The organism is Teredinibacter turnerae T7901 (assembly GCF_000023025.1).
Classification (GTDB): domain Bacteria; phylum Pseudomonadota; class Gammaproteobacteria; order Pseudomonadales; family Cellvibrionaceae; genus Teredinibacter; species Teredinibacter turnerae_B.
Map to the genome: position 1 here is coordinate 2,646,114 of NC_012997.1, position 24,126 is coordinate 2,670,239.

Annotated in this window: 13 protein-coding genes; 1 reads left to right on the forward strand and 12 read right to left on the reverse strand. The window is 47.9% G+C overall.

All coding sequences use genetic code 11. The annotated features are described in order from the left end of the window. Position 1: 1 nt before the first annotated feature. The 12 genes from TERTU_RS10520 to mads1 form a co-directional block, all read right to left on the reverse strand. Positions 2-5,689 carry a type I polyketide synthase gene (locus TERTU_RS10520; protein ID WP_015818738.1) on the reverse strand — a complete coding sequence of 1,896 codons (5,688 nt, stop codon included), beginning with the start codon at positions 5,687-5,689 and terminating at the stop codon, positions 2-4. A gap of 102 nt (positions 5,690-5,791) precedes the next feature. Continuing rightward, positions 5,792-9,652, reverse strand: coding sequence for an AMP-binding protein (locus TERTU_RS10525; RefSeq protein ID WP_015818306.1), 3,861 nt, complete (start codon positions 9,650-9,652; stop codon positions 5,792-5,794). Between the two features lie 2,760 nt (positions 9,653-12,412). Further along, entirely contained in the window at positions 12,413-12,802 is a 390-nt protein-coding gene (locus TERTU_RS10535; protein ID WP_015820956.1) for a 3'-5' exonuclease family protein, read from the reverse strand. Positions 12,803-12,897: 95 nt separating this feature from the next. Beyond that, positions 12,898-14,004: a hypothetical protein gene (locus TERTU_RS10540; RefSeq protein WP_015819828.1), complete on the reverse strand. Its 1,107-nt coding sequence runs from the start codon at positions 14,002-14,004 to the stop codon at positions 12,898-12,900. Next, positions 14,001-14,600 (reverse strand): hypothetical protein, encoded by a 600-nt coding sequence (locus tag TERTU_RS10545; protein ID WP_228378136.1) that lies wholly within the window; start codon positions 14,598-14,600, stop codon positions 14,001-14,003. Before TERTU_RS10545 ends, TERTU_RS10540 begins: the two co-directional genes overlap by 4 nt. Beyond that, positions 14,593-14,916: a hypothetical protein gene (locus tag TERTU_RS10550; RefSeq protein WP_015817647.1), complete on the reverse strand. Its 324-nt coding sequence runs from the start codon at positions 14,914-14,916 to the stop codon at positions 14,593-14,595. Before TERTU_RS10550 ends, TERTU_RS10545 begins: the two co-directional genes overlap by 8 nt. Positions 14,917-14,935: 19 nt before the next feature. Further along, entirely contained in the window at positions 14,936-16,543 is a 1,608-nt protein-coding gene (locus TERTU_RS10555; protein WP_015819495.1) for a type I restriction-modification system subunit M, read from the reverse strand. A 14-nt stretch (positions 16,544-16,557) separates the two neighbouring features. After that, entirely contained in the window at positions 16,558-17,691 is a 1,134-nt protein-coding gene (locus TERTU_RS10560) for an AAA family ATPase (RefSeq protein ID WP_015820153.1), read from the reverse strand. After that, on the reverse strand, positions 17,691-18,959 hold the full coding sequence (locus TERTU_RS10565; RefSeq protein WP_041590199.1) for a restriction endonuclease subunit S: 1,269 nt from the start codon (positions 18,957-18,959) through the stop codon (positions 17,691-17,693). The genes TERTU_RS10560 and TERTU_RS10565 overlap by 1 nt, the downstream gene beginning before the upstream one ends. After that, positions 18,952-22,017, reverse strand: coding sequence for a type I restriction endonuclease subunit R (locus TERTU_RS10570; RefSeq protein WP_015818980.1), 3,066 nt, complete (start codon positions 22,015-22,017; stop codon positions 18,952-18,954). The genes TERTU_RS10565 and TERTU_RS10570 overlap by 8 nt, the downstream gene beginning before the upstream one ends. 11 nt (positions 22,018-22,028) lie before the next feature. Beyond that, positions 22,029-22,940 (reverse strand): restriction endonuclease, encoded by a 912-nt coding sequence (locus TERTU_RS10575; RefSeq protein WP_015817615.1) that lies wholly within the window; start codon positions 22,938-22,940, stop codon positions 22,029-22,031. Next, positions 22,937-23,119 carry a methylation-associated defense system helix-turn-helix domain-containing protein MAD1 gene (gene mads1 / locus TERTU_RS10580; protein ID WP_015818229.1) on the reverse strand — a complete coding sequence of 61 codons (183 nt, stop codon included), beginning with the start codon at positions 23,117-23,119 and terminating at the stop codon, positions 22,937-22,939. The genes TERTU_RS10575 and mads1 overlap by 4 nt, the downstream gene beginning before the upstream one ends. A 495-nt stretch (positions 23,120-23,614) precedes the next feature. Between mads1 and TERTU_RS10590 the strand changes: the two genes are divergently transcribed. Beyond that, positions 23,615-23,881, forward strand: a complete 267-nt coding sequence (locus TERTU_RS10590) for a hypothetical protein (RefSeq protein ID WP_041590201.1) — start codon at positions 23,615-23,617, stop codon at positions 23,879-23,881. Positions 23,882-24,126 lie beyond the last annotated feature (245 nt).

Below are 24,126 nucleotides of genomic sequence, written 5' to 3' on the forward strand. Positions count from 1 at the left end.
GCTAGGAAACATTGTCCAGGAGAGCATCAATTTCACTGTCGGAAAGCTCTCCGAGCCTATCCAGGTTCAACAATGCTTCGGCTTGTGGGTCTTTATCCTCGGGCTGTGCCTCCGCAGTTTCCTGGTCATTCTGGAAATAATCCTGAAGTAGAAACTCCGCCAGCGCCTTGGCTGTGGGGTATTTAAATAGCGTTGCGGTAGGCAGCGTGGTAGCGAGTAACCGACCCAGGCCATTTCGAATTTCAACCGCCATTAACGAGTCCATACCCACTTCCTGCAGTGGGCGCTCCACGTCGAAACCGGCGCTGGTATTGAAGGACATCACCCGCGCAATCTCCTTCAATACCGCATCTAGCACTGCCTTCGGGCGTGCAGCTTCGGGCAACGCCGCTATCTCTTGTACGAAGGCGCGCTCATCGGCCGCACCACTATTCGTCGCTGCGAGCTTTTGGTTCGGGCTCACCAGGCGAGATAAAAAGGTGGGAATCTGATTGTTGCAGTAACTGCGCACGTAGTCCTGCCAGTGGGCTGGAATGACGCTCACTTGAGGCGGCCTCGATGCAATAACTTCGGTCAATATCTCCAGGCCATCGGCGGTAGCGATAGGCGATAGGCCGGACCGCTTGAGTCGCTGTACCAGGCCATCATCACTGCCCATACCCTCGCCCGACCAAAGGCTCCAGGCGATGCTGCTAAACGGCATTCCCTCAGCGCGACCAACGCTAGCAAGACGATCGAGAAAGGCGTTGGCACTGGCGTAATTCAGTTGCCCGGCCGAACCCAAAGTGGCTGATGCCGAAGAAAATAACAGGACAAACTCCAGCGCCTTGCGGTCGGGCAGATTGCGGAGCACATTCAACAGTTGCCAACCGCCTATGGCCTTGGCTTCGAGCACGTGTTGAAAACTCGACCATTCCATTTGGTTCATGGCCTGATCGTGTACCCGCCCCGCGAGGTGAAACACCCCAGCCAGTGGGAGCCGCAATTGACGAAGCACTGCGGAGATAGCATCCGCACCGTGACTGCTGGCAATATCAGCCGGGATTATCGTTATCTCTGCGCCGAGTTCTGCCAGCCAGTTGGATTCTTCGGGCTTGAGTGCGCGATGCATTGGGATGATCAGTTGCTCGGCTCCCGCAGCCACCAACCAGGGCAGCAGTGCCCGCCCTAAACCACCCATTGCACCAGTAACCAGATAAGCGCAACTGCCATGAATTGCAGGTGCCTTGGCAGGGGCCGCGTCCAGCTTACAGCTTTGCAGTCGGGCGACGCTTCGCAGCTCACCAGCCAGTTGTACACGCTGTTCGTTATCGTCAGCAGCCAGTTCCCGCCACAGGGCGTCAAGCAGATCTGCTGCGGGTTCAACCTCCTCGACGGCCAGATCAATATTGACGCACTCGAGATCCGAGCGCTCCAACCGCAATGCATTGCCAAAGCCCCACATGGCCCCGCCGACCAGCGACTCTACTGGCGTGCTCGCGCTTTCGGACTGCGCATTGCGAGAAACAAGCGTGACTTTGGTCGGTTTACGGTCACTATTAAGTCCGCTTTCATCCTGAACCTGAAGCCAGTGTATTAACCCGCCGCAGGCACCATAAAGCAATGGTTGTAGAGGTTGTTCCTGGGCGTCTGTGCCTAGAGGCCACAAGTAGATAACCCGATCAACTGCGTCTACACCCGGCTCGTCTTTGATCGCCTGAGCAAGGGCCAAGAAATCGGATTTACTCAGGGAATTAACCCAATAGCGATCTCCCTGGGCCAGGAAGTTCTCGCTGTGATTTACCGTGATACAGCGAACACCTGCATCTCTTGCGCGGCGGCTGACATCCTCGGCTACTGCATCCCCGTCGGAAAATATCAGCCAGACCTCTTCGCTGGTGACGGTTGCCGACACCGATGGCGCTCTCGATTTGGGCTCCCAATCGATACAGTAATAATCACGGGGGGCTGCAACCCCCATCGAGGCACGCATGGCCTCATTGTGGATCATCTTAAATTCGAAATTCGAAATACGGGCGATGACGCGGGATTCACCCTGCCACAACACTAAATCGCCGCGCAGGCTGGCCGCGTCTTCCTCAGCACCCTCGTCATGCAGCTTGACGTAGCACCAGAGCGGCTCATCCTGGGCAAGTGCATGATTAAAGTTGAGTTCAGCAACGCTGAAAGGCACATAAGTCTGATCCGCCGTGTTAATACGGCGATTCATCAGACCTCCCAGTAATTGGAAACAGGCATCCAGCATGCCGGGGTAGATTTCGTACTCAGCGACAGCTGCGTCCAGGGCCTGGAGTTCCCGCGCCGGTTTAATCTCACACAACGCTTCGTTTTCGCCCTGCCAGGCAGCTTTCATACACTTAAAGCGATCACCAAAACTAAAGCCGGTGCCAACGGTGCGATAGAATTCTTCGCCAAGGGTCGGTTTGGGAAAACGCTGCTGCAATGACTGCTTAAGTACGCTGGTCTCTGCAGACGATTCAGCTGTTCCCGCAGCGCGAAACTTAGCCACCACGTTACGCGCAATATTGTCGCCATCCAGGTCTTCTGTTTGAAAACTCACCAGCTCTGCGGACGCGCTCTGACCGTCAATTGGATTCACAATCAACTGCATGCGCAGAGGCGCATGCTCCCGCAGCACCATGGGTTTCATAAACACCACGTCGGTTAAACAACTAGTGCTGCCGTTGCCGTGGTCTTTTGCAGCGGACAATAACGCAGACAAGTGGGATGCAGCCGCCACCAAAACACCATCAAACAATTTGTGATCGGCCATGTAGGGAGGCTGATTTACACGAAGTGTTTGTTGGTATCGCTGACTGTTTTGGAAAGGCAATACGAGTTTCGTACCGATGAGCGGGTGCCCGTTTGTCGGCACGCTTTCCGCCAGGGGTTGAGTATCGCGGCTTGGCTCCTGGTAGCGAGATACGGTTGGCCCGCTGAGCCAGTATGCCGTGCGCTCAAAGGGATAGCCTGGCAGCGGAACGCGACTGCGAGAAAAGTCGTTGTCCAGAGCGGCAAAGTTAAAGTCGAGGCCATGAACAAATGCGTCACCAACACTGCGCAACAACGTCTGCCACTCGCTGTGGCGATACCGCAAGCTAGGAAGCAATACCGCGTCGCCCGAGAGAGAGTCCTGCGCCATGCCCAACAACACCGGCTTCGGCCCAATCTCTATATAGTACTGACAGCCCATCTGCTGAGCCTGCTCGATACCGCGATAAAACAAGACACTGGCGCAAACGTGGGAAACCCAATAGTCGGCGCTCGCCATAGCGGCACCGGCCGAGGTACCACTCACATTAGAAAGCACCGCAATAGCTGGAGCCTTGTAGCTGACCTGCTCTGCGACTTCGCGAAAGCCGGCGAGCATAGGCTGCATTAAATCCGAATGGAACGCGTGGGAAACATCCAACGCCGTCACCGTTCGCCCCTCTTCCACTAGTCGCCCGGTCAGTTCGTCTATGGCCGGACCTTCACCGGAAATAACAACCTGGCGCGGTGAATTAACCGCTGCGATTGAAATACGACCTGAGTAAGTTGATAAGTAAGGCTGAATATCATCGCCACTTATTTCAACCGCGGCCATCTTGCCACCGCCAGCTAGCGAGGACATTAGCCGAGCGCGCGCACAAATAAGCTTTATGCCATCAGCGAGAGAGTAGACTCCCGCAATACAGGCCGCCGCAAACTCACCAACACTGTGGCCGATCAATAATGTGGGGCTCACATCCCAGGAGAGCCACAACCGAGCCAGTGATACCTCGAGCGCAAACAATGCGGGCTGGGTGTAAAGCGTTTGGTTCAGCATGGCTGAGGATCTATCTTCCTCTGCTTCCGTAGGCCACATAATGGCTTTTAGGTCACACCCCAGTTGCGCATCGATAAGCGCAGCGCAGCGGTCGAAATGATCACGAAATACCGCTGAGCTCGCGTAGAGTTCACGCCCCATACCGACGTATTGAGCGCCCTGCCCTGAAAACAGAAAAGCGACTTTTTTACGGCCCCCATTTTGCCGTGCAGGTTCCGAATTGGAGTCGAGCATAGCTGCATTCTGCATCCGCGCATCGGTACAGTCTTTTGCAATTAGCGCCGCACGATAGGGATATTTGGCACGGCCAGTATTGGCGCTGTAGCAAAGGTCGGCAAAATCGGCGTTCGTCTTGTCAAACCATTGCTGATAGCGGCGGGTGAGGTCTCGCAAAGACTGAGGAGACTTGGCCGATAGCAACAACATGTGATGCTGTCGGTCGCGGTGTGGTTTTTCACCTCGAATGGCATCCTGGGTATTCGCGTCGACCGGGGGTGCACTTTCAATAACAACATGCACATTGGTGCCGCTCATCCCGAAAGCGCTAATAGCTGCGCGTCGTACATCCGAGTCAGCCGGCCACTCCCGCGCTTGGGTAGGCACTTTTATCGGTAAGCGCTGCCAGGGGATATGTGGATTTGGTGTATCAAAATTCACATGTGGAGGAATCGTAGCATTGCGTATCGCCAATGCCGTTTTAATTAAGGCGGCCACACCCGCTCCGGCCTCAAGGTGACCGACGCTAGCCTTTACCGAACCAATATAGAGCGGATTGTCCTGGCTGTGCGCAGCACCGTAGACACGCCCGAGCGACAACACCTCTATGGGGTCTCCCAGGGGAGTACCAGTACCGTGAGCCTCGACATATTGCACCTGGCTGGCATCAACACCAGCATTTTCCAAGGCCGCATTTATTACTTTTTCCTGTGCGGCACCGTTCGGCGCGGTCATACCGTTACTCTTGCCGTCGTGGTTAGCTGCTGACCCGCGAATCACCGCAATAATGTTGTCACCATCGACTTGCGCATCGCTCAAGCGTTTCAGTACAACAACACCACATCCCTCCCCACGTACATATCCATCCGCTTTTTCATCAAACGTGCGGCAGGAACCGGTTGGCGACAAGGCTCGCAACTTTGAAAAACTGATACTCAACTCTGGAGTTAACATCAGATTAACACCGCCAGCCAACACCAAATCCGCTTCACCATTGCGAAGGGACTGACAAGCCAGATGCACAGCGAGTAATGATGAGGAACAAGAAGTATCTAACTGAAATGCTGGCCCCTGCAAACCCAGAACGTAAGCGATTCGACCAACACCAATACTGCGAGCCGACCCCAGAGAGGTGTACGCATCAATGGTCTCCTCATCCATGGAGCTTGTTGAAAAACGGGAATAGTCGTCGGAGCCCATTCCCATGATGACAGCAGTCTTGGATTCAGCGAGGCTATGTACATCAATACCCGCGTCTTCAAGGCCCTGGTAACACACCTCCAACATCAGCCGATGCTGCGGGTCCATAGCCTGGGCTTCACGGGGAGTTAAGCCAAAAAAAGCGGGATCAAATTTATCGTAATCCTGAATGAACGCACCTGCTGCCGTGTACATGCGGCCAGGTGCTTCGGGATCGCTATCAAGATAATGGTCGAGGTTCCACCGCGACTTCGGCAGCGGTTCAATAGCGCAAGATCCATTGCGCAATAAATCCCAAAAGGCCGCACTATCATCAGCATCGCCAGGAAAGCGACAACCAATTCCCACCAATGCAATTGGTTCATTACGCTGCTTTTTGGTTTCTTCCAGCTCCTGTTTTAGCCCACGAATTTTTACCAGCGCATTCTCTAATAATACGCGCATGTCCTGCTTCGATGCTTCCATACTCACGGCCTGATTCAACCTCGACTTTACTGTCAGAGAGCTTGTGGTTATTAATTACTATCGGTTAGTTTTTGTGGAACCTTCTGCTACCGAACATCAGTATTATTCAAGCTCACAGGCCAAAGCGGCGGCCACTTGATCATCGGACAAGGTGCTCAAATTTTCGGGTTGATTGCTGTGAATTTCTGCTTCTTGTTGTTCAGCTTCTTTAGTGCGCTTTTCGTTTAGCAAAAATTGGGTGAGAACACTAATACTCGGGTACTGCCACACCACTGTGGAATCCACTTCAAAACCGAGCCAGCGTTCTAATTCAAACGAGAATTCAACAGAACTGACAGAATCCAGACCGACATCAACAAACGTGCTTTGTGCGCTTAGTTCGCTGCTACTCACCCGAATTCGCTTGCTTAACCAGTTAATCATCCAGGCTTCCAATTCCTCTTCCTCACTGGTCGCGATATTGGCAATAACGACAGTTTCAGCTTCGGGAGCAGCACATGGCTCCTGAGGTGTCGCGGGTAAATCTGGAGGCGTTACCGCCGCAGGCGCTTTAACAGGTTCCCCCTCGCGCAGTAACAAGGTATCCGTGGCGCGCTCCATACCTGCTGCGTGCTGTTGTATATCACCGATATCGTGCAGAAGATCGTCTGCGGCTTGCTCTAGTTGCGCAGCGCTCATCCACACTTGTGATCCACCAGTGCTTGCAACGACTTCGGCATGTTTAATTTCCAGGCATTTATTCAACCAGGCTATCGCTTGTTGAAGGGATTTATCGGGGCATCGCTGATTTTGGAATTCAACAAACGCCTTAACGATGTGCAACGTTGTCAAATCTCCTACAAAGGTATGCGCGCGTTGATTCACCTGAAAAGAATTCAAACCAATTCGCTCACCGCTAGCCGTTGCCAAATGCAACATTTCTGAGGCCATGCTCGCAACATCGGTCGCTACATCAGAAGACTGGAGGGTGTTTTTTATAAAGGACAGAATCTGCTCGCCACCATTAATAACACGAGCACCAATAAAAACATTCAACGCTTCGGTCGGGCCCTCAAAAATTCGGAACAGACGCAGGTCGCGCATCAATTGCGGTACAGCGTTATTTTCGGTATAACCGCGACCGCCGAGCATCTGCATCAGCTGATCAACACCTTTCCATAAAAATTCAGGGGCTGAAGTTTTACACGCTGCGTAAATTTCTGAAGGAATCTCTACACCCTGATCAATCAGTTCACCAAGCGAGCGCACCATTGCCTGGATCGCTGCAATAGTCGCGTGCATCTCAGACAACCGCTGGATGCTAACTGAACTTTCGAATAATTTTCCCGATGCGACATCACGACGTTGAGCGTAGCGAGTCATTAATTGCGCAGCGCGCTTTAAGCCCCCCAAACTCATCGCAGCAATTACCAAACGACCATGCATCATCGCGTCCTGGGCAATCTCCATACCCTGTCCCACGCGACCCAACATGTCACTCTCAGTAACGTGGACATCCTTAAAGTGAATGCGGTTCTGCACCATTCCGCGCATACCCATAGTTGGCGCTTCTTCGCCCATCCACATGCCGCTGCGACCCTGTTCGATGGCAAAAGCGGTCAGGCCTTTTGGGTTGCCCTGCTCGTCCTTAACTTGAACAAACGTGTTTATGACCCCCGACCAACTGCCGTTTCCAATCCAACATTTTTCGCCGGTTATCAGCCAACCGCCTTGAGGTGCAGGTCGCGCTGTGGCTGAAATCGCATGGGGATTAGAACCCGCGCCCGGCTCAGTAATCGCTAAGGCTCCCAGGATTCGGCCTTCGGCAATTTTCGGTAGGAAAACGTCTTTCGTTAACTGAGAACCGTAATTCAAAATTGGTCGGGTACCCAGTACGTGATGTACCGACACCATCGCTGCAAGGTTGGCGTCGATAGCAGCCAGCTGCTCGATCACCCGCAATGAGTCACTTACCGTCATGGCCTGCCCTGCGTATTGTTCGGGCACACACATCCCCAGTAGCCCCTGGCTGGCGAAATCCATCACAATATATGGTGGTACACACCGTCGCTCATCGATTAACGCCGAATTAATACGTGTTTCGGCATACTGGCGTAACCAGTGTATCTTTGCTTCCGTTTTCACCGAGCTTTCCGCTGCGCTACCCAACAAGTCAGTCGGCTTGGCGGTCTCAACTACGGCTTCACCCTTAACTTCTCGGCGCAAACTTTCGGAGCCAAACCAGCAGGCTATTTCTGCCAGATCATTTTCGTAAAACTGCTTGCGCGTACCTCGACGCTGAATCTTTCCACTGGAGGTTAACGGTAGTGTCATAGGTTTGATCAGGACTATCGCCGCAACTTGTATTTGAAATTCCTGAACGACAGTTTGCTGAATATTGCGGAACACCTGTTCGTGGTCGATCTTCTTAATCTGGGTGCGTTCTACTTCCTGAACGACCACAACCTGTTCACTGCCATCCTGGTCAATACCAAAGACGGCACCATAGCCGTGGCGAAGAACGCTCTGATTATCCTGCACGGCGAGCTCAATATCCTGAGGATAAAAGTTTGCCCCATTAACAATCACAACGTCTTTTAATCGCCCGGTTATGAACAGGCGCCCATCAGAGACAAAACCCAAATCACCTGTTCTTAAATAGGGTCCGTCGCCATCCTCAGCGATGCGCGCATTAAACGTTTCTTCGGTTTGCTCTGCTTTTTTCCAGTACCCCTTGGCGACACTGCCGCCTTTTATCCACACCTCGCCTACTTCATCGGCTGAGCAGCGTTGGAAATTGTCGGGGTTGACAATTACAACATCCTGAACGGTATTGGTTAAACCAGAACTGACAAGCCGCTGCGAACCCTTAGAGTCATCCGAATACACGATTTTATGATTCTGTAACTGCTGACTATCAACCTGAGAAATAAAGGGTTCCTCATCGCGCCCGGTACCCGATACGAACAGCGTTGCCTCTGCCAGACCGTAAGCCGGGTAATGGCTTTCCCATTTAAAACCGCAGGGCCCAAAAAATTCAGCAAAACGTTCGAGAGTATCTGCACGAACGGGTTCAGCACCATTGAGCGCCAATGTCCAGCAACTTAAATCCAGTTGATCGCGCTGTTCTTCAGTAATCCTGCGCAGGCAAAGTTCATACGCAAAATTCGGCGCAAAACTGGTACTTGCCCGATAGTCCGAAATAGCCTGCAACCAACGCAAAGGTTGCTGTAAAAAAGCGACGGGAGTCATTAAATAACACCGCCCCCCCAAATACAGCGTGTGTAGAACATTGCCGATCAGGCCCATATCATGGAACAGTGGCAACCACGAAACGTAAACCGTATCTTCCGTGTGCCGGTAGGCCTTACGCATCATTTCTTCGTTGTGAAGCAAATTGCCGTGCGTAACCATCACACCCTTTGGTGTACCCGTCGAGCCAGACGTGTATTGCAAAAATGCCAAATCATCCTGAGCCAAGCCAGGATCAACCCATTGCTCCGATAGCGCCTCATCGACCACATCAGCTTCAACACAAGGAACGTCTTTTAGGAAGCTGTCCTGGTTCATAGATTCACGCACATAATCCGCTTGCGCGGCAACCGTTAATACCGCCGCAACATCAGCGTCCTGCGCGATTACACCTGTTTTAATCCAGTCCTTATCTTTTCTACCTGGCATTGGGGTAGGAACTGCCGCAACACCCGCGTACAAACAGCCCATAAAAGCAACAACAAAATCGAGACCCGCTGGAAAAAGCAACAGGGCGTTACGACCCGATATTTTCATTGCCTGTAAATTAGCCGCCAATGCGCGAGCCCGTATATCCAGCTGCTCATATGTCAGTTGATCATCGACCCCAGAGCCATACTTAAGAATGGAGTATGCAATTTTGTCTTTTTGTTGTGAGGCGCGAATACGGCCTAAACCTACCAAGCTATCAAATTCTTGAAAACGGTCTGAAAAAGTTACTTCGTACCCCATTGCTCGTTACCTTCCACTTTGCAACTTAGAAAATGACAGCGTCCCGACAAAAAGAGTTGCCACCTCAACACCCAATTCAGAAAAGTGAACCAGACATCTGGCACACAAATATAGTTTCGCCTCATTACAAGCACATTACGCGCCCATTATTGACCAAGTTAACAAAAAAAGATTTTAAAAAATAAAATGCGTAAACCCAAAAAGCCTGCTGAACGGATTCAAAAAAAAAGATTGGCGCTAATAACAACAATGTACTGCGCGCCTACCATCAAAAAATACAGAATATTTTTATTTAAAAAAAGCAAACACACCAATCACTGCAACCAAATGAAGCTAAAAATCGTTATCAGCGAAGTATATTTACATTACATGTTAACTACCAACAGGGTCGAAAATACTTATTCATCACACCATAAATAAATTGCATAAGTCAAACCGAAGCAGTTACCTCACACAAGCAAAAATACATGCAGCCCCATTTAATAAAAGCGTCGCCTTTTTTGTGGCTACCTTTTTCGCCAATAAAAATGAACTTTACAGCACTATTGTGGGGAACCGCGCAAGCCTACTGCACCAGATTGAGCATCTGTTGATTGACTCTAAAACAGCCAAACAATAAACTCCACTTTAATCACGAAAACAAAAACGAGCCGCCTGACTTTTCCATCTCGAAAGAATAAATCATTTCCATAAAACCACTCTCCATGATCTCGAAGAAATTAAATAGTTTTAATCGAATGATCTAACCCTCTCGATAAGCGTAAAATTGTTCGACAATTTACTTCCACCAAAACACCCGGCAATGGGATGAATTAATCTAATGTACGCATGGCGACACCAACCGCAGACAATAACGGAGAGAGTTGTTGCCATTCGCTTTTCGATATAAAACCAGCAGAGCAAGAGTTTATCGATATCCGTTTTTAAAAAGTTACGCTTTTTCTACGGCGCTATTTATTTTTCTGAAACAACGAGCTAGCGATAAATAGTTAGACCTTGTTTCCTGAAAAGGATCAAATTTGTATTATGAGATCATGTCAATACCAAGCTTCCCGGCGCCTGTGCACTTATCATGCCGTAAGCATGCCCTCTCCCATTTTTAAATTTAATATTGAAAATACGAGGCTTACTTTCTCAATCCTCCACCAGCCTGCCTGGATTCGGCGGCCAGCTCGGCGCCTGTCTATCCGCTTACCGACACATTAACGAGAGTAATTTTGAATTAACAACATATTCATCGAACTCCTGTCCGACCATTAAAAATAGGGTATTCATTACATTGAATTGGTTTGGAAAAGCCTGCCGAACTGAATCTGACTTAAGGCGCGATCATTATCAAAACTTCGATCAGCTTACGCGGAAGGAAATATGACTAACATCGCACCCCTACTCCCAGCTGCAGATGAATCAAAAGCAACCAAATTCTGTACAGCCAAAATGAATCAATTTAAACATACGAGGTGTGTTTTTTCGGTCTTTAGTTCGAAAATAATTTCGACAGTTGGAAGGTGTTTGCTGCAACTACAACCGTAATATTCATGCTTTACTCCGATCAAAAATCTGTACCGCTGTGAAAGAAAAAATGCAACACGATCAACATTTAATCGTAAGCACTACAAGCCTCATCTGATCCTTTTGTTAAGCCTTATATGCGTCAATTATCCTTCGATAGCGATCTGCCAAGTTCAACACGCTTACGTACACACGTAGCTTTTACACTAAAGCGGTGAGGCTTGAATTTTCTCAAACAGATTCTCTCCGCCGGGAGAGCGACCTTCTCACAAGCTTTCGCGCGTGGTGCCTGGGGCTGGGCTCAAGAGTAAGCTTGAGCGGCTGCAGCACCAAAAAAGCGAAGCGTATATAAAGAACAAACTGGATTAGTCCGGCTTGGTTGCTACGGAGTGAAATCTTGTCGCTATGTTGGAGGGTGCTAACAGAAGTTGGGGATGGTGGTGCCCGGGGCTGGGCTCAAGCGCAAGCTTGAGCGGCTGCAGCACTAAAAAAGCGAAGCGTATAAAAAGAACAAACTGGATTAGTCCGGCCTGGTTGCTACGCAGCAAAATTTTGGAGTTATGCTGAAGGTTGCTAACAGAAGTTAAGGATGGTGGTGCCCGGGGCTGGGCTCAAGAGCAAGCTTGAGCGGCTGCAGCACTAAAAAGCGAAGCGTACAAAAAGAGCAGACCGGATTAGTCCGGCTTTGTTGCTACGGAGTGAAATCTTGTCGCTATGTTGGAAGGTGCTAACAGATGTTGGGGATGGTGGCGCCCGGGGCTGGGCTCAAGCGCAAGCTTGAGCGGCTGCAGCACTAAAAAAGCGAAGTGTACAAAAAGAGCAGACCGGATTAGTCCGGCTTGGTCGCTACGAGGTAAGATTTTGGAACTATGTTGAAGGTTGCTAACAAAAGTTGGGGATGGTGGCGCCGGGGCTGGGCTCAAGCGCCAGCTTGAGCGGCTGCAGCATTAAAAAAGCGGAGCGTAAAAAAAGAGCAGACCGGATTAGTCCGGCTTGGTTACGACGGAGTACAGACCTATTGGTTTAGCAAGGTGTTAGCTAATGGAAATTCATTATGATGGTGCCGGGGCCGGACTTGAATTAGTGGGTTAAGGCTTTGATTTAGCTGGGTTTGGTGGGTTTCGTTTTTCGCTAGATACCAACACTGATACCAGCATTTCAGACGGGTTGGAGCACGAATCTGCCGTTTTGCGACATTGGTCACCATTATACGCCGATAGAAAATAAATGCGTATTGGCTTTGTAAGACTACCCCATAATCTGATAGTACGCCTTATAAATCATTTCCACATCATCTGCCGCTCTATGGTGTCGGTATTTTCCAGATTCAGCGACTCGTGAAAAATGCTTGTCGAATTGGTCAGCTTTGTCATTACCAATGAGGTCATAAATGGAGACTAAGTAAAACAGCTTATCTACTTTTACCGTGTAATAAAGCGTATCCACCCAATCACCATCCCATCGGTGAGCATCACTGTAGAGAACAACATCAGATTCTGTTAAAAAAGTATTTAGTTGCTTTACAACCTCTATAGCAGGCAAACCGTCCCGCAACAATTCTGCACGAGTAATACCGTGTATGCTCTCAGCAGTATTGCCAACTTGGCTCTGGCTTAACCAACCAAGACTTACACTCACCTCTTAACCTAACCGCGATTTCGATTGGCTAAGAGTCGAAATACAAGCCGCTGGCTTCTATATCGATGACGCCGATCTCTTTGTAGTACAAACGACTACGCATGAATACCCGGAAAGAAAATTGCGGGTGTTTGTTTGTCTTTCACTAGCGCAGCCATAACTTTTGCAAACTCTTTTGGATTGCGCTCTAACAGCGATAAACGATCAACATACTCACTCAGCATATTTTCAACCAGAAAATACACCATATTTGCGCCATTAAGCTTGAACCGAAGAATATTCCATAGTCTCGGGCTGGAGTTCTTTAAGCGCCGACTTGCTTGCGCGGCCTTATCCAAGTGGCCCTGTGTTCCCAGTAATGTTAGCAACGTGCCGCCCAAACCGCCTTTTAAGGGTTTTACCGCTTTGCGAATCTTCACTAAATCTCTTTTTATGCCTGGTACTTCTGCACTTTGTGCGATTAGCTTTTTGGTGACCATCGAGGCAATGGCATAACTCATAGCAACTGCCAGCTTTTTACCCAACTGTTTTCCTAAAAAACGTTGAGTCGGGTCATTAAGCAGCTTTACCGCCTGAGCAAGATCTTCCTGGGAAGTATTCTCTATAATTCCTATTGAGAGCGCTTTAATAAGCCAAAGCGTATCTATTTTTTCTGGAAACTTTAAAGCCCCTTGCTTTAAGCTATCTTCCAGCAGCCACTCAGGGAGCACACTTACATATTCGGACACAACCGCCATCGCAATCTGAGATATTGGGTTATCCAATATGTTAATTTCAAAGGTTATTAATTTCTCTAAAGCTGTTTTGGCAAAGGAATAAGCTGCATAATTTTCATCACCGACTTTGGCGAAATTGTCTGCGCCTGTTGCATGTAGGCCTTCTGCTGTACGCTGAACACCGCCAGCCAATCGATCAACTTGGCCGAAAGTTTGGTGCTGCACACCGTCTACTAGTCCTGCCAGTGCGGGAGAAATATTATCCAGTGGCAGCAACAGCTCGCTTTTAGTGGAGGGCCGCCTCAAGCTACGATAACTTGGCCCGTGGCAGCCAAAGTTGCACTCCTGCCAAGCCTTTTCCAGCGCAGCACCTCTAAGAAAAAAATTGATATTGGAAACCCCTAGAGATTTAACCCCTTTCAAATAGCGCTTTACACCCAGCTCGCTAATTAAAGCGCCATCGTAGCCTGAATCTTGATTGTTCATTGGTTTACTCCCTGTGAATTAAATGACATTCCCTGCATAAATGGGACAAGGTTATTTTTTTGCGTTTCTATATCCTCATCGAATAGATGAAACTGCACCAATACCGGGTAAGGCTTTGCCTGTAGGCGTAGAATGGTGGCTTCGTTCTTTGTTTCACTCAGCCCGGTACTTATCCAGCTAAGTCTTAGGCCCTTATAGTCTCCCAGCTCTATTGTTTCTCTTTTAAAGCTTTTCACATCTTTACCATTTGGCAATCGAAGCTGTTTCTCCAGCTCATTCGCCAAATCAGAATACGTGCGGCGTTCACTTTTATAGAAGAACACTGTAATGCGAGAGGCCTCTGGCGTTTCAAATGCAACCGTACGGTCTGCGATAATACCCGGTTCATCGTGTAGTAAAGCCCAATCAGCCGGGTGCGCTACTTCTAAGCCTTTGTTTGTATAAGTATCAACACTAACCGAATAAATCTCAGGGCCGCCGTCAACTTTGGGTGATGTCTGCTTTCCACATGACATAAGGCATGTAAAAAAAAGCAAACAAACCGCAAAAAACAGCCGGTAATTCATAGTTCCCCTCGCCTTATCACCATCATTCATGATCGTATTTAAACCTCCGTATTATCTTCATACGCTGTTCATCTGATAGCAAACAAGCAAATGGACTGCTTTTGCGATAAAAATCCATTTCTTCTCCTTGTTTGCAAATTAAATCTGCAATCTCTGCTGCACTTAAATCCTTGATTAATTCTTGCCACTTTTCAGCCCAGCCTTCGGCCTGGGTTCCAGACATGGTTCTCCAGTGACTTAAAACATCGTTCACCTCAACAAGCCGGTCGGGTGAAGCACGCAGAATCTCTGCCGCTTTTTGGTGGAAGGCGTAGGTACGCTTGTCTGGAATGTGGTTTACGCTCATAGGGTAGAAACGCCTGTCTTTAAGGCAGAACGGGTAACCCCAGTTCCTTTAAAAACTTGTTGTGCTTTTTGGTGGCCAACTTAATCTCACCCTCAAGATCAACGAGACTATTATGCACCTTTGCTAAATCAATTTTCTCCTCAGGTTTAGCTGTGCTTACATAACGAGAAATATTCAGGTTGTAATCGTTCTTTTTAATCTCATCCATCGGCACTCGACGGGCATATCGTTCTTCTTCTTTGCGGAACTGATAGCAATCGATGATTTTAGCGATGTGTTCATCTTCCAGATAGTTCTGGCGTTTGCCTTTCTCGAAATGTTCTGCGGCGTTAATAAACAGTACGTCATCAGACTTCTTGCAACGTTTGAGCACCAGAATACAAACGGGTATGCCTGTCGAAAAGAACAGATTAGCAGGTAGGCCAATGACGGTATCGATATGACCATCCTTTAACAGCTTGGTACGAATACGTTCTTCTGCACCGCCACGGAACAACACACCGTGCGGTAGAATAATCGCCATAACCCCATCATCACTTAGGAAATGGAATCCGTGCAGTAAGAAGGCAAAATCAGCCGCTGATTTGGGAGCAAGACCGTAGTTCTTGAAGCGGAAATCCTCACCTAACGCCTCTGTTGGCGACCAGCGCAAACTGAAAGGCGGATTGGCGACGACGGCGTCGAACTGCATCTTTTTAGCAGGGTTCATCTCGTTGAGAATGTCCCAATCATTCTCTAAGGTATCACCGTGGTGAATTTCAAATTCAGTATCCTTTACCCCATGCAACAGCATGTTCATGCGGGCAAGGTTATAGGTGGTGATATTTTTTTCTTGCCCGTAGATCTTGCCAATTCCATGAGGGCCAAGCTGCTTGCGCACATTCAACAGCAATGAACCTGAGCCACAGGCAAAATCCAGTACCTGTTTGATCTTTTTCTTCTTACCCGTTGCAGGTTCCTGGCTATCGAGTGTGACAATCTCAGACAGAATCTGGGAGATCGGCTGAGGCGTGTAGAACTCTCCCGCCTTTTTGCCCGAGCCTGCGGCGAACTGGCCGATCAAGTATTCGTAAGCATCACCCAAAATGTCGGTGTCGGTGCTGAATTGAGAAATACCTTCTGCGATCTTTTGAATAATGGCGCAAAGCTTGGCATTGCGATCAGCAGGCTTTTTGCCGAGCTTTTCAGAGTGCAGATTAATTTCCGAGAACAAACCCTGAAACGTGCTGTTAAAGGACTTCTCTTCAATATACTTAAAGCCCTTCCATAAGGTGTCCAGCAGATCAGTATGTTGAGTACGTGCCATTTCGGCCACACTACTCCACAGAAACGCTGGCTCAATTACATAATGAGTTTTAAGCCGCATCTGCTTTTCAAAGTCGGCAATATCAGCTGGGTTGTTCTGATACCAGATTGCTAGAGGTGCGCGACGGTCATCTTTCTCTGGTTTCGGGTAGTCCCGCCCCAATTCCTTTTTGGCTGCCTGCTCGTAGTTATCAGAAAGATAACGCAGGAATAGAAAAGACAGCATGTAATCGCGAAAGTCATCGGCGTTCATCGCGCCGCGTAATTGGTCAGCGATATCCCAAAGGGTTTTACCAAGCTGATTGAGTTGTTCTTTGGTCATGTTAATTATCTACTTTAGGCATGGATACTGGGCAAATCGAAGGTGTATCGCTCCAGAAACCCATTCAGAATGCTGTTGAAAAGTTGTTTGTTGTCTTCGGTAAGCTCTTTAGGTTCAAACAATGAATAATCCCCATGGCTTAACAGGTTTAAGGCGCGGGAGAAAAGCACCTCATCCTCAATACCGTGAATACAGCCTGAAAAATCCTTAAAACCGAAGAATGCGGAAGTTTTTTCTAACACCCCGCGTAACACATTAAAGTGGTTTGCATACAGCCTACCGGCATCAGCGGCTTTCTTTAGTTCGCTGAGCATGGCCACATGATGAAAAAACGGCGTGTCTGTCGTGGATTGAAGGCTATAGCCATCACCATTACGGCTGTAGATAAAATAGGATTTATGCGACTGCTTCTTTAACTCATTACACATGACGTTAAAAAACAAGCTGTGGTGCGACGATATAACCGTTTTCACCTTGCCAATTGAACGCCTTAATAGCTTCGCTAGGTCAGAGCCTACGGCAATGGCATTGTTGTCATCCAATGATGAAATAGGGTCGTCTATATAAAAATACTTCACCCAACTGTAGGCTTCTGACCCATCTATAACCAGTTCACAAATCGCCAGAAACACACACCAGATAAATATATTTTCCTCACCGCGCGAAATCTTTATGTTGTCTTGCACGATCGTCTCTGGCTCTTCGGAATCTGGACGAAAGCGCGGGTTCTTTACCAACTTGCTGAAAGTGACATTCCAGTTGTTATAATCAATCTTAAAATCGAAATTACTATAGCGCTTCAGGTAGTCAAAAATCTTTTCTTCAAGGGATAGCTCTTTGAAGCCTTCAAAAAACTTGGAGTCTGAATTGATCTGCAACACCCTGTTCGCATCGCCCACAAGGTCGTTATCCCAATGAAACAAATCTTCGGTAAACGCATTGAAATAAAGAGTATCTCTGTCTTGCCCTCGCTTACGTTTTCCTGCTTCCTTAAACTCCATCGATAAGCGAGTCTTTCCTGTGCCGTTATAGGCATACAGCTGCACGAAATCGACGCCACCATTATCATTTTGACGCAAATCGTCTCTTATTCGCGTAGCGACATTTCGAAGAGTTTTGTAATTGTATACTTTTGGCTTATCACTCATTAAACAACATCATCCATGACAGGGAAGAGCTTTTGCACTAGGCCATTTTTATGGGCAATGAGACTAGAAATCTTCTCGCTTTGCTCAGAAATCATTTCTTCGACAGAGAAAATACAGTCTACGATTTTGCGTTGCTCACCGATTTCAGGAAAGGAAATAGGAAACTTAGATACATCAGAACCCGTTATATTAGGGTCTTTCCGACTACTGCTAGCTATTTTTCGCCATAATCCAACTTTAGCGTTTAACCACACGAGCACATATTCTGGAGCAACCTGCTTGCGATCAACATTCAATACAGAGAGTGCTTGATTAGTAGCTGCAGGGACCTTCAGCATTCCAGTGCGGCCGATTTGTTTGAAGCCCCCATACATTGCGACCAATACTGAGCCAATGGCGTTGATTTTAACCTTTGCCTTAGACGTTACGCACTCTTCGGTAACAGTAATGAATGAGTTATTTAAATCTGTTGTCTTTACCCAAGGTATGTCACCACCTTCATAAAATTCTGGATTGGATCTCGAAGGGGTAGACCCTGATCTTATAGTAGCGACGTCGCTTAACGCACATTTTTCCCACTCCCCAGCCTTTCGAAACTCAGGAAATCGCATCTTAGGTACTTTTTTACCTTCGATGGGAAAGAGTTGTTGCATCAGGCCTTTTTTATGGGCTTTGAGGGCATCGAGTTTTTGGGTGTGCAGCGTGATCAGCTCATCAATGGAGGTAAGGCAATCGGCGATTTTTTGTTGCTCTTCAATCGTTGGAACCAGTATATCTACATCTTTAAAGAATTCTTTAACACTTACATTTAGCAATCCATGGGCTCTGCCACCCTCTTGAGCAATACTCTCAATTTGTTGGTTTAGCATCCCTGCTTCAAAATATTGCTCATAAAACTCATTACAGAAGCCTCTGTTGGCCCGAAAGCATATGTAAAGAGTTGATACGACGCCTTTCTCATATAGTTTTAAAGGTTTTATTGCTCCCATTGGATAACCTTGGGAGTAACTTTTGTTATAAGCGAAATCGCCTTTGTGCATAAGGTAGTAGCCAGCTAAATCTTTAGCTGCCACTTTCTTATTGAAGTAATCCAACTGACTGACCAAACCCTGTTGCGCTGATATGGTCAGCGCGTTTTGATTGTTTTCTGTGTTTTTATTGGTAACTCTTTTAAAACCATCTCCAATTGGCTTGCGTTCCCAACCACCTTCATTTTCAAATTCAGGAAACCGAAACTCTGGAACCAAACTTTTATTTTGCTTACTCATACGCATCCAATCCCGAAATCTCTCGCCCCTCGGCCTGTTTTTGCAGGTAAGGCACCAAATCTTCCATTAAAGCTAGCTCTGCCACGCGACGCGCTTTCCAACCGAGCTCCAAGGGTGCGAGCAGATCTGTCAGCTGCTCGCCATCAAAGATCATGCGATCCAAAATGCCGCCTACAAAAGCTTGCAGCGCTTGAGTTTTGAGCCCGTGCTTTTCTGCTATTTGCGTTAATACCTGCGCGGCTTTCTGCGCTTTAAAGGATTGGTAGCCTTCGCGGATTTGCTTTTCATTTAGCGCTTCACCTGCCTTCAGGCTATTGATGTAGGCAATAATGTCTTCGCGTTCTTCCATCAGGTTGGCATTAGCGCTGATCAAGTCGATCAGTTGCTGGCGCGTCATTTTCTGCTTGCCAGTTCTTTGAGTGGACTTGGCAATCAGCCCCATAATGTAGTCGTAATCGATAATGCTGGAGGCAAACAACACCAAATCAAATTCCAGTTGCTCCACCGCCTCTTCGTTATCGTCACTTTTACCTTGCTTGCGCTTTAGCTCCATAGCCGTGTCGAGGTAAATTGCTTTAAAGCCACGCAGGGTATCTGTTGGCAGCTTTTGCTCGATAGTGGCTTTGCTTGCTTCATCCAGATCGGTGTATTGCTCTAGCTGGGTTTTGAGCTTCTGCACTTCTTTGAAATGGTTGATAAACTCTGCCTTGGCCGTATCGCCCTTTAGGTTGTGCACCTCGGATGGCTCGCAGGTTAAGCCTTTGGACTCCATAAAGGTTTGTAATTCATCAACCTTTTTCTGGAAAGCTTCAACGACTTTAGGGGCCGGATCGACCAACCAGATTTCACGAGCTTTATCTTTCGCACCGCCAGAAAACAACTCAATTGCTGCGTTGACTTCGTTTTCCTGATAGCGGAAATCCAGTACGTTGCCCCAAGGCTTGGTGTCGTTCAGAACACGATTGGTGCGCGAGAAGGCCTGAATAAGGCCGTGATGTTTTAGGTTTTTATCCACATACAGGGTATTGAGGTATTTGGAATCAAAACCTGTTAACAGCATGTCCACCACGATGGTAACGTCGATTTTGTTTTTACGCGGGTAATCGGCATTGCTGTACTTTTGGTCTTTAATACGCTGCTGCACATCCTGATAGTAAAGATCGAATTCGTTAATGGTGTGATTGGTGCCGTATTGCGCATTGTAGTCGGCAATAATCGCCATCAAGGCTGCCTTTTTCTTTTCGGGCTCAACCTGGTTGTCGGCACTTTCTTGGGGCAGGTCTTCCTGAAGCTGCTTGATATCCGCTGCATTCTTGTTGCCGTTTACACTGCCAGTGCCGTTACCATCGTTCTCTTTAGCAATTTGGGCTGGAGGCGAGAATACACAGGCGATATTTAATGGCTCGAAACTATTACCAGCTTTCTCATCTTCCGCCTGCTTTTGTACCTGTAGCGTTTTAAATAGCTCAAAGTACTCGATGGCGTGATTGATTGATGCTGTCGCTAACACAGCATTAAAGCGGTGCTGATTCGTGGCGCTGTCGTGTTTATCGAGGATGGCTTTTACCACTGCTTCAGGTGGTGGCAGCTCTTTTTTCTTGGGCTTGGTTTGACCACCTTTGCCATCGTCCTTCCCATAATAGTCAATGTGAAAGCTCAGTACGTTTTTGTCTTCAATGGCGTGGGTGATGGTATAGGCGTGCAGCTCTTTCTCGAAAATGTCTTCCGTGGTTTTGAATGAGGCCAGGTTGCCATCGACTTGCTGATAGCTAGAGTTTTCATCAAAAATGGGCGTACCAGTAAAACCAAATAGCTGTGCTTTCGGGAAGAATTCTTTAATAGCCTTATGGTTTTCACCAAATTGTGAGCGGTGGCATTCGTCAAAGATGAATACCACGCGTTTATCGCGCAGTGGCTCCAAGCGCTCTTTGTAAGTTTGCTTGCCGTTTTTCTGCTGCGCTTTGTTGCGCTTGCTGTTTTCATCCAGCGCCAAACCGAGCTTTTGAATGGTGGTGACAATCACCTTGTCGGCATAGTCTTCCGATAGCATGCGGCGCACCAGCGCTTCGGTATTGGTGTTTTGCTCAACACAACCTTCCTGAAACTTATTGAATTCTTCGCGTGTCTGGCGGTCGAGGTCTTTACGATCGACCACGAACAGGCACTTTTCAATCTCAGGGTTATCTTTCAGTAGCGTGGAAGCTTTGAACGACGTGAGTGTTTTACCCGAGCCAGTGGTATGCCAGATATAGCCATTACCACGGTTCTGGTGAATGGCATCTACAATGGCCTTTACGGCATAGATTTGGTAGGGGCGCATAATGAGCATTTTCTGCTCGCTTTGTACCAACACCATATAGCGGCTGATCAGCTGACCCAAGGTGCATTTGGCTAGGAAGTCATCAGCAAAGTCGTGCAAATGAGCGATTTTCTTATTGCTCTTGTCAGCGTGCTGATAAATAGGCAGAAAGCGCTCATCGGCATTAAAGCTGAAGTGCTCTTTGCGGTTATTGGCGAAATAGCGCGTATCGTTACCATTACTGACGATAAACAACTGCATGAAGCACAGCAGTGTATTGGTATAGCCGTTACCAGTATCGTTTTTATACTCAACGATTTGTTCCATAGCCCTGCGTGGGCTGATTTGGAGAGTCTTAAGCTCAATCTGCACCAGTGGCAGACCGTTGATCAGCAGGATGACGTCGTACCGATGGTGGCTGTTATCCGTGTTGATACGCAGCTGGTTAATCACTTCAAAGTCGTTCTTGCACCACTCACGGATGTTAACGAGGGTATATTCCAGCGGCGTACCGTCTTCACGGGTGAATTTACCCTTTTCACGTAGTGCCTGAGAGGCTTGGAAGACATCCGCTGTGATGATCTCATCATGGAGGCGATTGAATTCAGCATCGGACAAGTTGACACGATTTAATGCTTCAAACTTTTTGCGGAAGTTCTGCTTAAGGCTATCTTTGTCCCGGATTTCTGGACGAACGCTGTATTTAAGTTCTTCCAGTTTCGAAATTAGTTTCTCTTCTATCTGATGCTCTTTTGTCATTTTTATTCGCTTTAGTCTTCGCTGAAGAAGTCTGTATCCAGCGCTTTGATTTCGTAAGTTTCTTTTACCGACACACCTAGGTTATGTTTAATCATCAGTGTCGCGAGTTTTGCGCCGTCAATTAAAATAATTTTTTTCTGAATCATGCTCACGTATTCCAGCGCACCTTTACTGAATTTAGACGTGGTAATGAAGACACCTTTGTGAGCGCGTTGCATATCCAGCGCGCCAGAAAAAGCCTGGATAGCTTCGCGTCCGATGGTGCTATCTTCATAGCGTTTTGCTTGGAGGTAGATGGTGTCGAGCCCTAGAGGATCTTCATTGATTAAGCCATCGATGCCGCCGTCTGCGGTGTATTGGGTTGCTTGTCCGGATTCTTTACTCCAGCCACCGTATCCCATTGCTTGCATTAGTTCGACCACCAGCTTTTCTAGAAACTGTGGGGATTGCTGTTTAACGGCTCGAAGAACTTCGTCAATAAGCTCTTGCCGAATTTCGCTGTAGGCTTCTTCAAGGCGCTCGGTTGGGTCAGTATCTTCAGTGTCGTTGTCATCGACGACGACAGTTTTATTCGCTTTTGGCTTGGCAGTGTGGAACTCAACGAATTCTGGAAACTGCTTTAAAAAACGAACATCTATGCGCTCGGGTTCTTGTTGAAGCGCAGCTTGGCCTCTATCCGTTATTTGTAATTGGCTTCGCCCTGGCGCCGTCAATAACCCCGCTTTATTTAGGTAAGTTCGTGCCCAGGCGATACGGTTACGAATAATCGTTTGTTTACCGGAAGGGAGCTTTTCCGCTTGCTCATCTTCGGTGAGCTGGAAGTGCATACACACCTGTTCGAAAGATTCGTTAAATCGATGTATTTGCCCATCGCTTACGGAGGCCAACAAAGGGCGCATGCAGCTTTGAAAGTCTGGAATCATTTTGCTTCCTTCCGTTTTGCTTGTTCTATCCATTTTTCTACATCAGCACGCTTAAACCGCCAACTCCCCCCAACCTTGAAGCCAGGCAATTTGCCCTCTGACGCCAGGCGGTAGGCAGTTTTCTTGGCCAGCTTGAGGTAGGCGGCCACCTCGTCGATGGTTAATATTTCATCAATCATGGTTTGGGTACTCTGTGAATAGTGAGACAATAGGGAAATATTGGGCAGGCCTCAAGGATTTATGTGGTACTTTTGGCGGGGTTTGGGCGGCTCAGAGTTGATTGGGTGAAGTTTGGGCACGAAATGCGATTTTTTTGCGCCAAAGCGATCAATAATTAGTCTACTCCATTTGCGTTGTTTACGTAGGTGGCGGCAGCTTAAAACCTTAAAATACACTGGTATTTATGGCGTACTGAAACAAATGATTAAAATTCACTCAACCAAAAAGCTGCTCGCAAAGTTGCCCCTTGATGAGAGCGGCATACTGACCAATAAACTGGTAAATGCCGATGCTCGTGCAACTGGTGATTCGCCTTTGGGTAGCTGGCATGCAAACTTGCTTACCAGATTTCGGCATACGCCCCATCCTGGGGGTAACAGATCTGTACAGGGCACCATGCGCCGGGTTTGATCCCTTCAAACTCCGGCATACACTCCTTCCCTTGAGATAACCACATGGCAGGGGATATTGAACATATGCTCTGGTACGACAATGCCTCCCTCAAGGATATTAGTGCTTACCGAACCGGGGCCTGGCTGGCAGACCGAACTTGCACGGTGAAGGGTGTGAAAGATTGCATCTGGCCGCCTAAGGCGATGTTTGCTTTGTTGGACGAGCTTGCTAAGAATTCCAAGGTTGATAGTAATGATGCCGATACTGATGTTAAGGCACCTTGTAATGGTGCCGGGAATGTCGTTTCGATTGAAAAATTTCGCAAATAAATTTTTGTTTTAATCCGCGTTTTAAAAGAGAGGCGTTTTTGGTTGCTGGGTTTTTGTTCTTTTGAAACAAGGTGTTAGTGGCAAAATTCTGCGCTTTGTTTGTATCAAAACGTGTAAAAATAGAATAAGGCCAATAGTAAGGGGATTTTTTGAGTTCTTAGTATTGGCCTTATGTGAGGTCTAGCTACTTGCATTTGTGGATTTGGTGGTAGGCGAGCATTATGATCTCGGAGACTGTATCTCCA

Excerpts from the sequence above, each read along its gene's own strand:
- TERTU_RS10565 (WP_041590199.1), bottom strand. The coding sequence starts at position 18,959 with ATGAGTAAGCAAAATAAAAGTTTGGTTCCAGAGTTTCGGTTTCCTGAA.
- TERTU_RS10550 (WP_015817647.1), bottom strand. The coding sequence starts at position 14,916 with ATGAGCGTAAACCACATTCCAGACAAGCGTACCTACGCCTTCCACCAA.
- TERTU_RS10590 (WP_041590201.1), top strand. The coding sequence starts at position 23,615 with ATGGCAGGGGATATTGAACATATGCTCTGGTACGACAATGCCTCCCTC.
- TERTU_RS10570 (WP_015818980.1), bottom strand. The coding sequence starts at position 22,017 with ATGACAAAAGAGCATCAGATAGAAGAGAAACTAATTTCGAAACTGGAA.
- TERTU_RS10540 (WP_015819828.1), bottom strand. The coding sequence starts at position 14,004 with ATGAACAATCAAGATTCAGGCTACGATGGCGCTTTAATTAGCGAGCTG.
- mads1 (WP_015818229.1), bottom strand. The coding sequence starts at position 23,119 with ATGATTGATGAAATATTAACCATCGACGAGGTGGCCGCCTACCTCAAG.
- TERTU_RS10520 (WP_015818738.1), bottom strand. The coding sequence starts at position 5,689 with ATGGAAGCATCGAAGCAGGACATGCGCGTATTATTAGAGAATGCGCTG.
- TERTU_RS10545 (WP_228378136.1), bottom strand. The coding sequence starts at position 14,600 with ATGAATGATGGTGATAAGGCGAGGGGAACTATGAATTACCGGCTGTTT.
- TERTU_RS10560 (WP_015820153.1), bottom strand. The coding sequence starts at position 17,691 with ATGAGTGATAAGCCAAAAGTATACAATTACAAAACTCTTCGAAATGTC.
- TERTU_RS10525 (WP_015818306.1), bottom strand. The coding sequence starts at position 9,652 with ATGGGGTACGAAGTAACTTTTTCAGACCGTTTTCAAGAATTTGATAGC.
- TERTU_RS10555 (WP_015819495.1), bottom strand. The coding sequence starts at position 16,543 with ATGACCAAAGAACAACTCAATCAGCTTGGTAAAACCCTTTGGGATATC.
- TERTU_RS10575 (WP_015817615.1), bottom strand. The coding sequence starts at position 22,940 with ATGATTCCAGACTTTCAAAGCTGCATGCGCCCTTTGTTGGCCTCCGTA.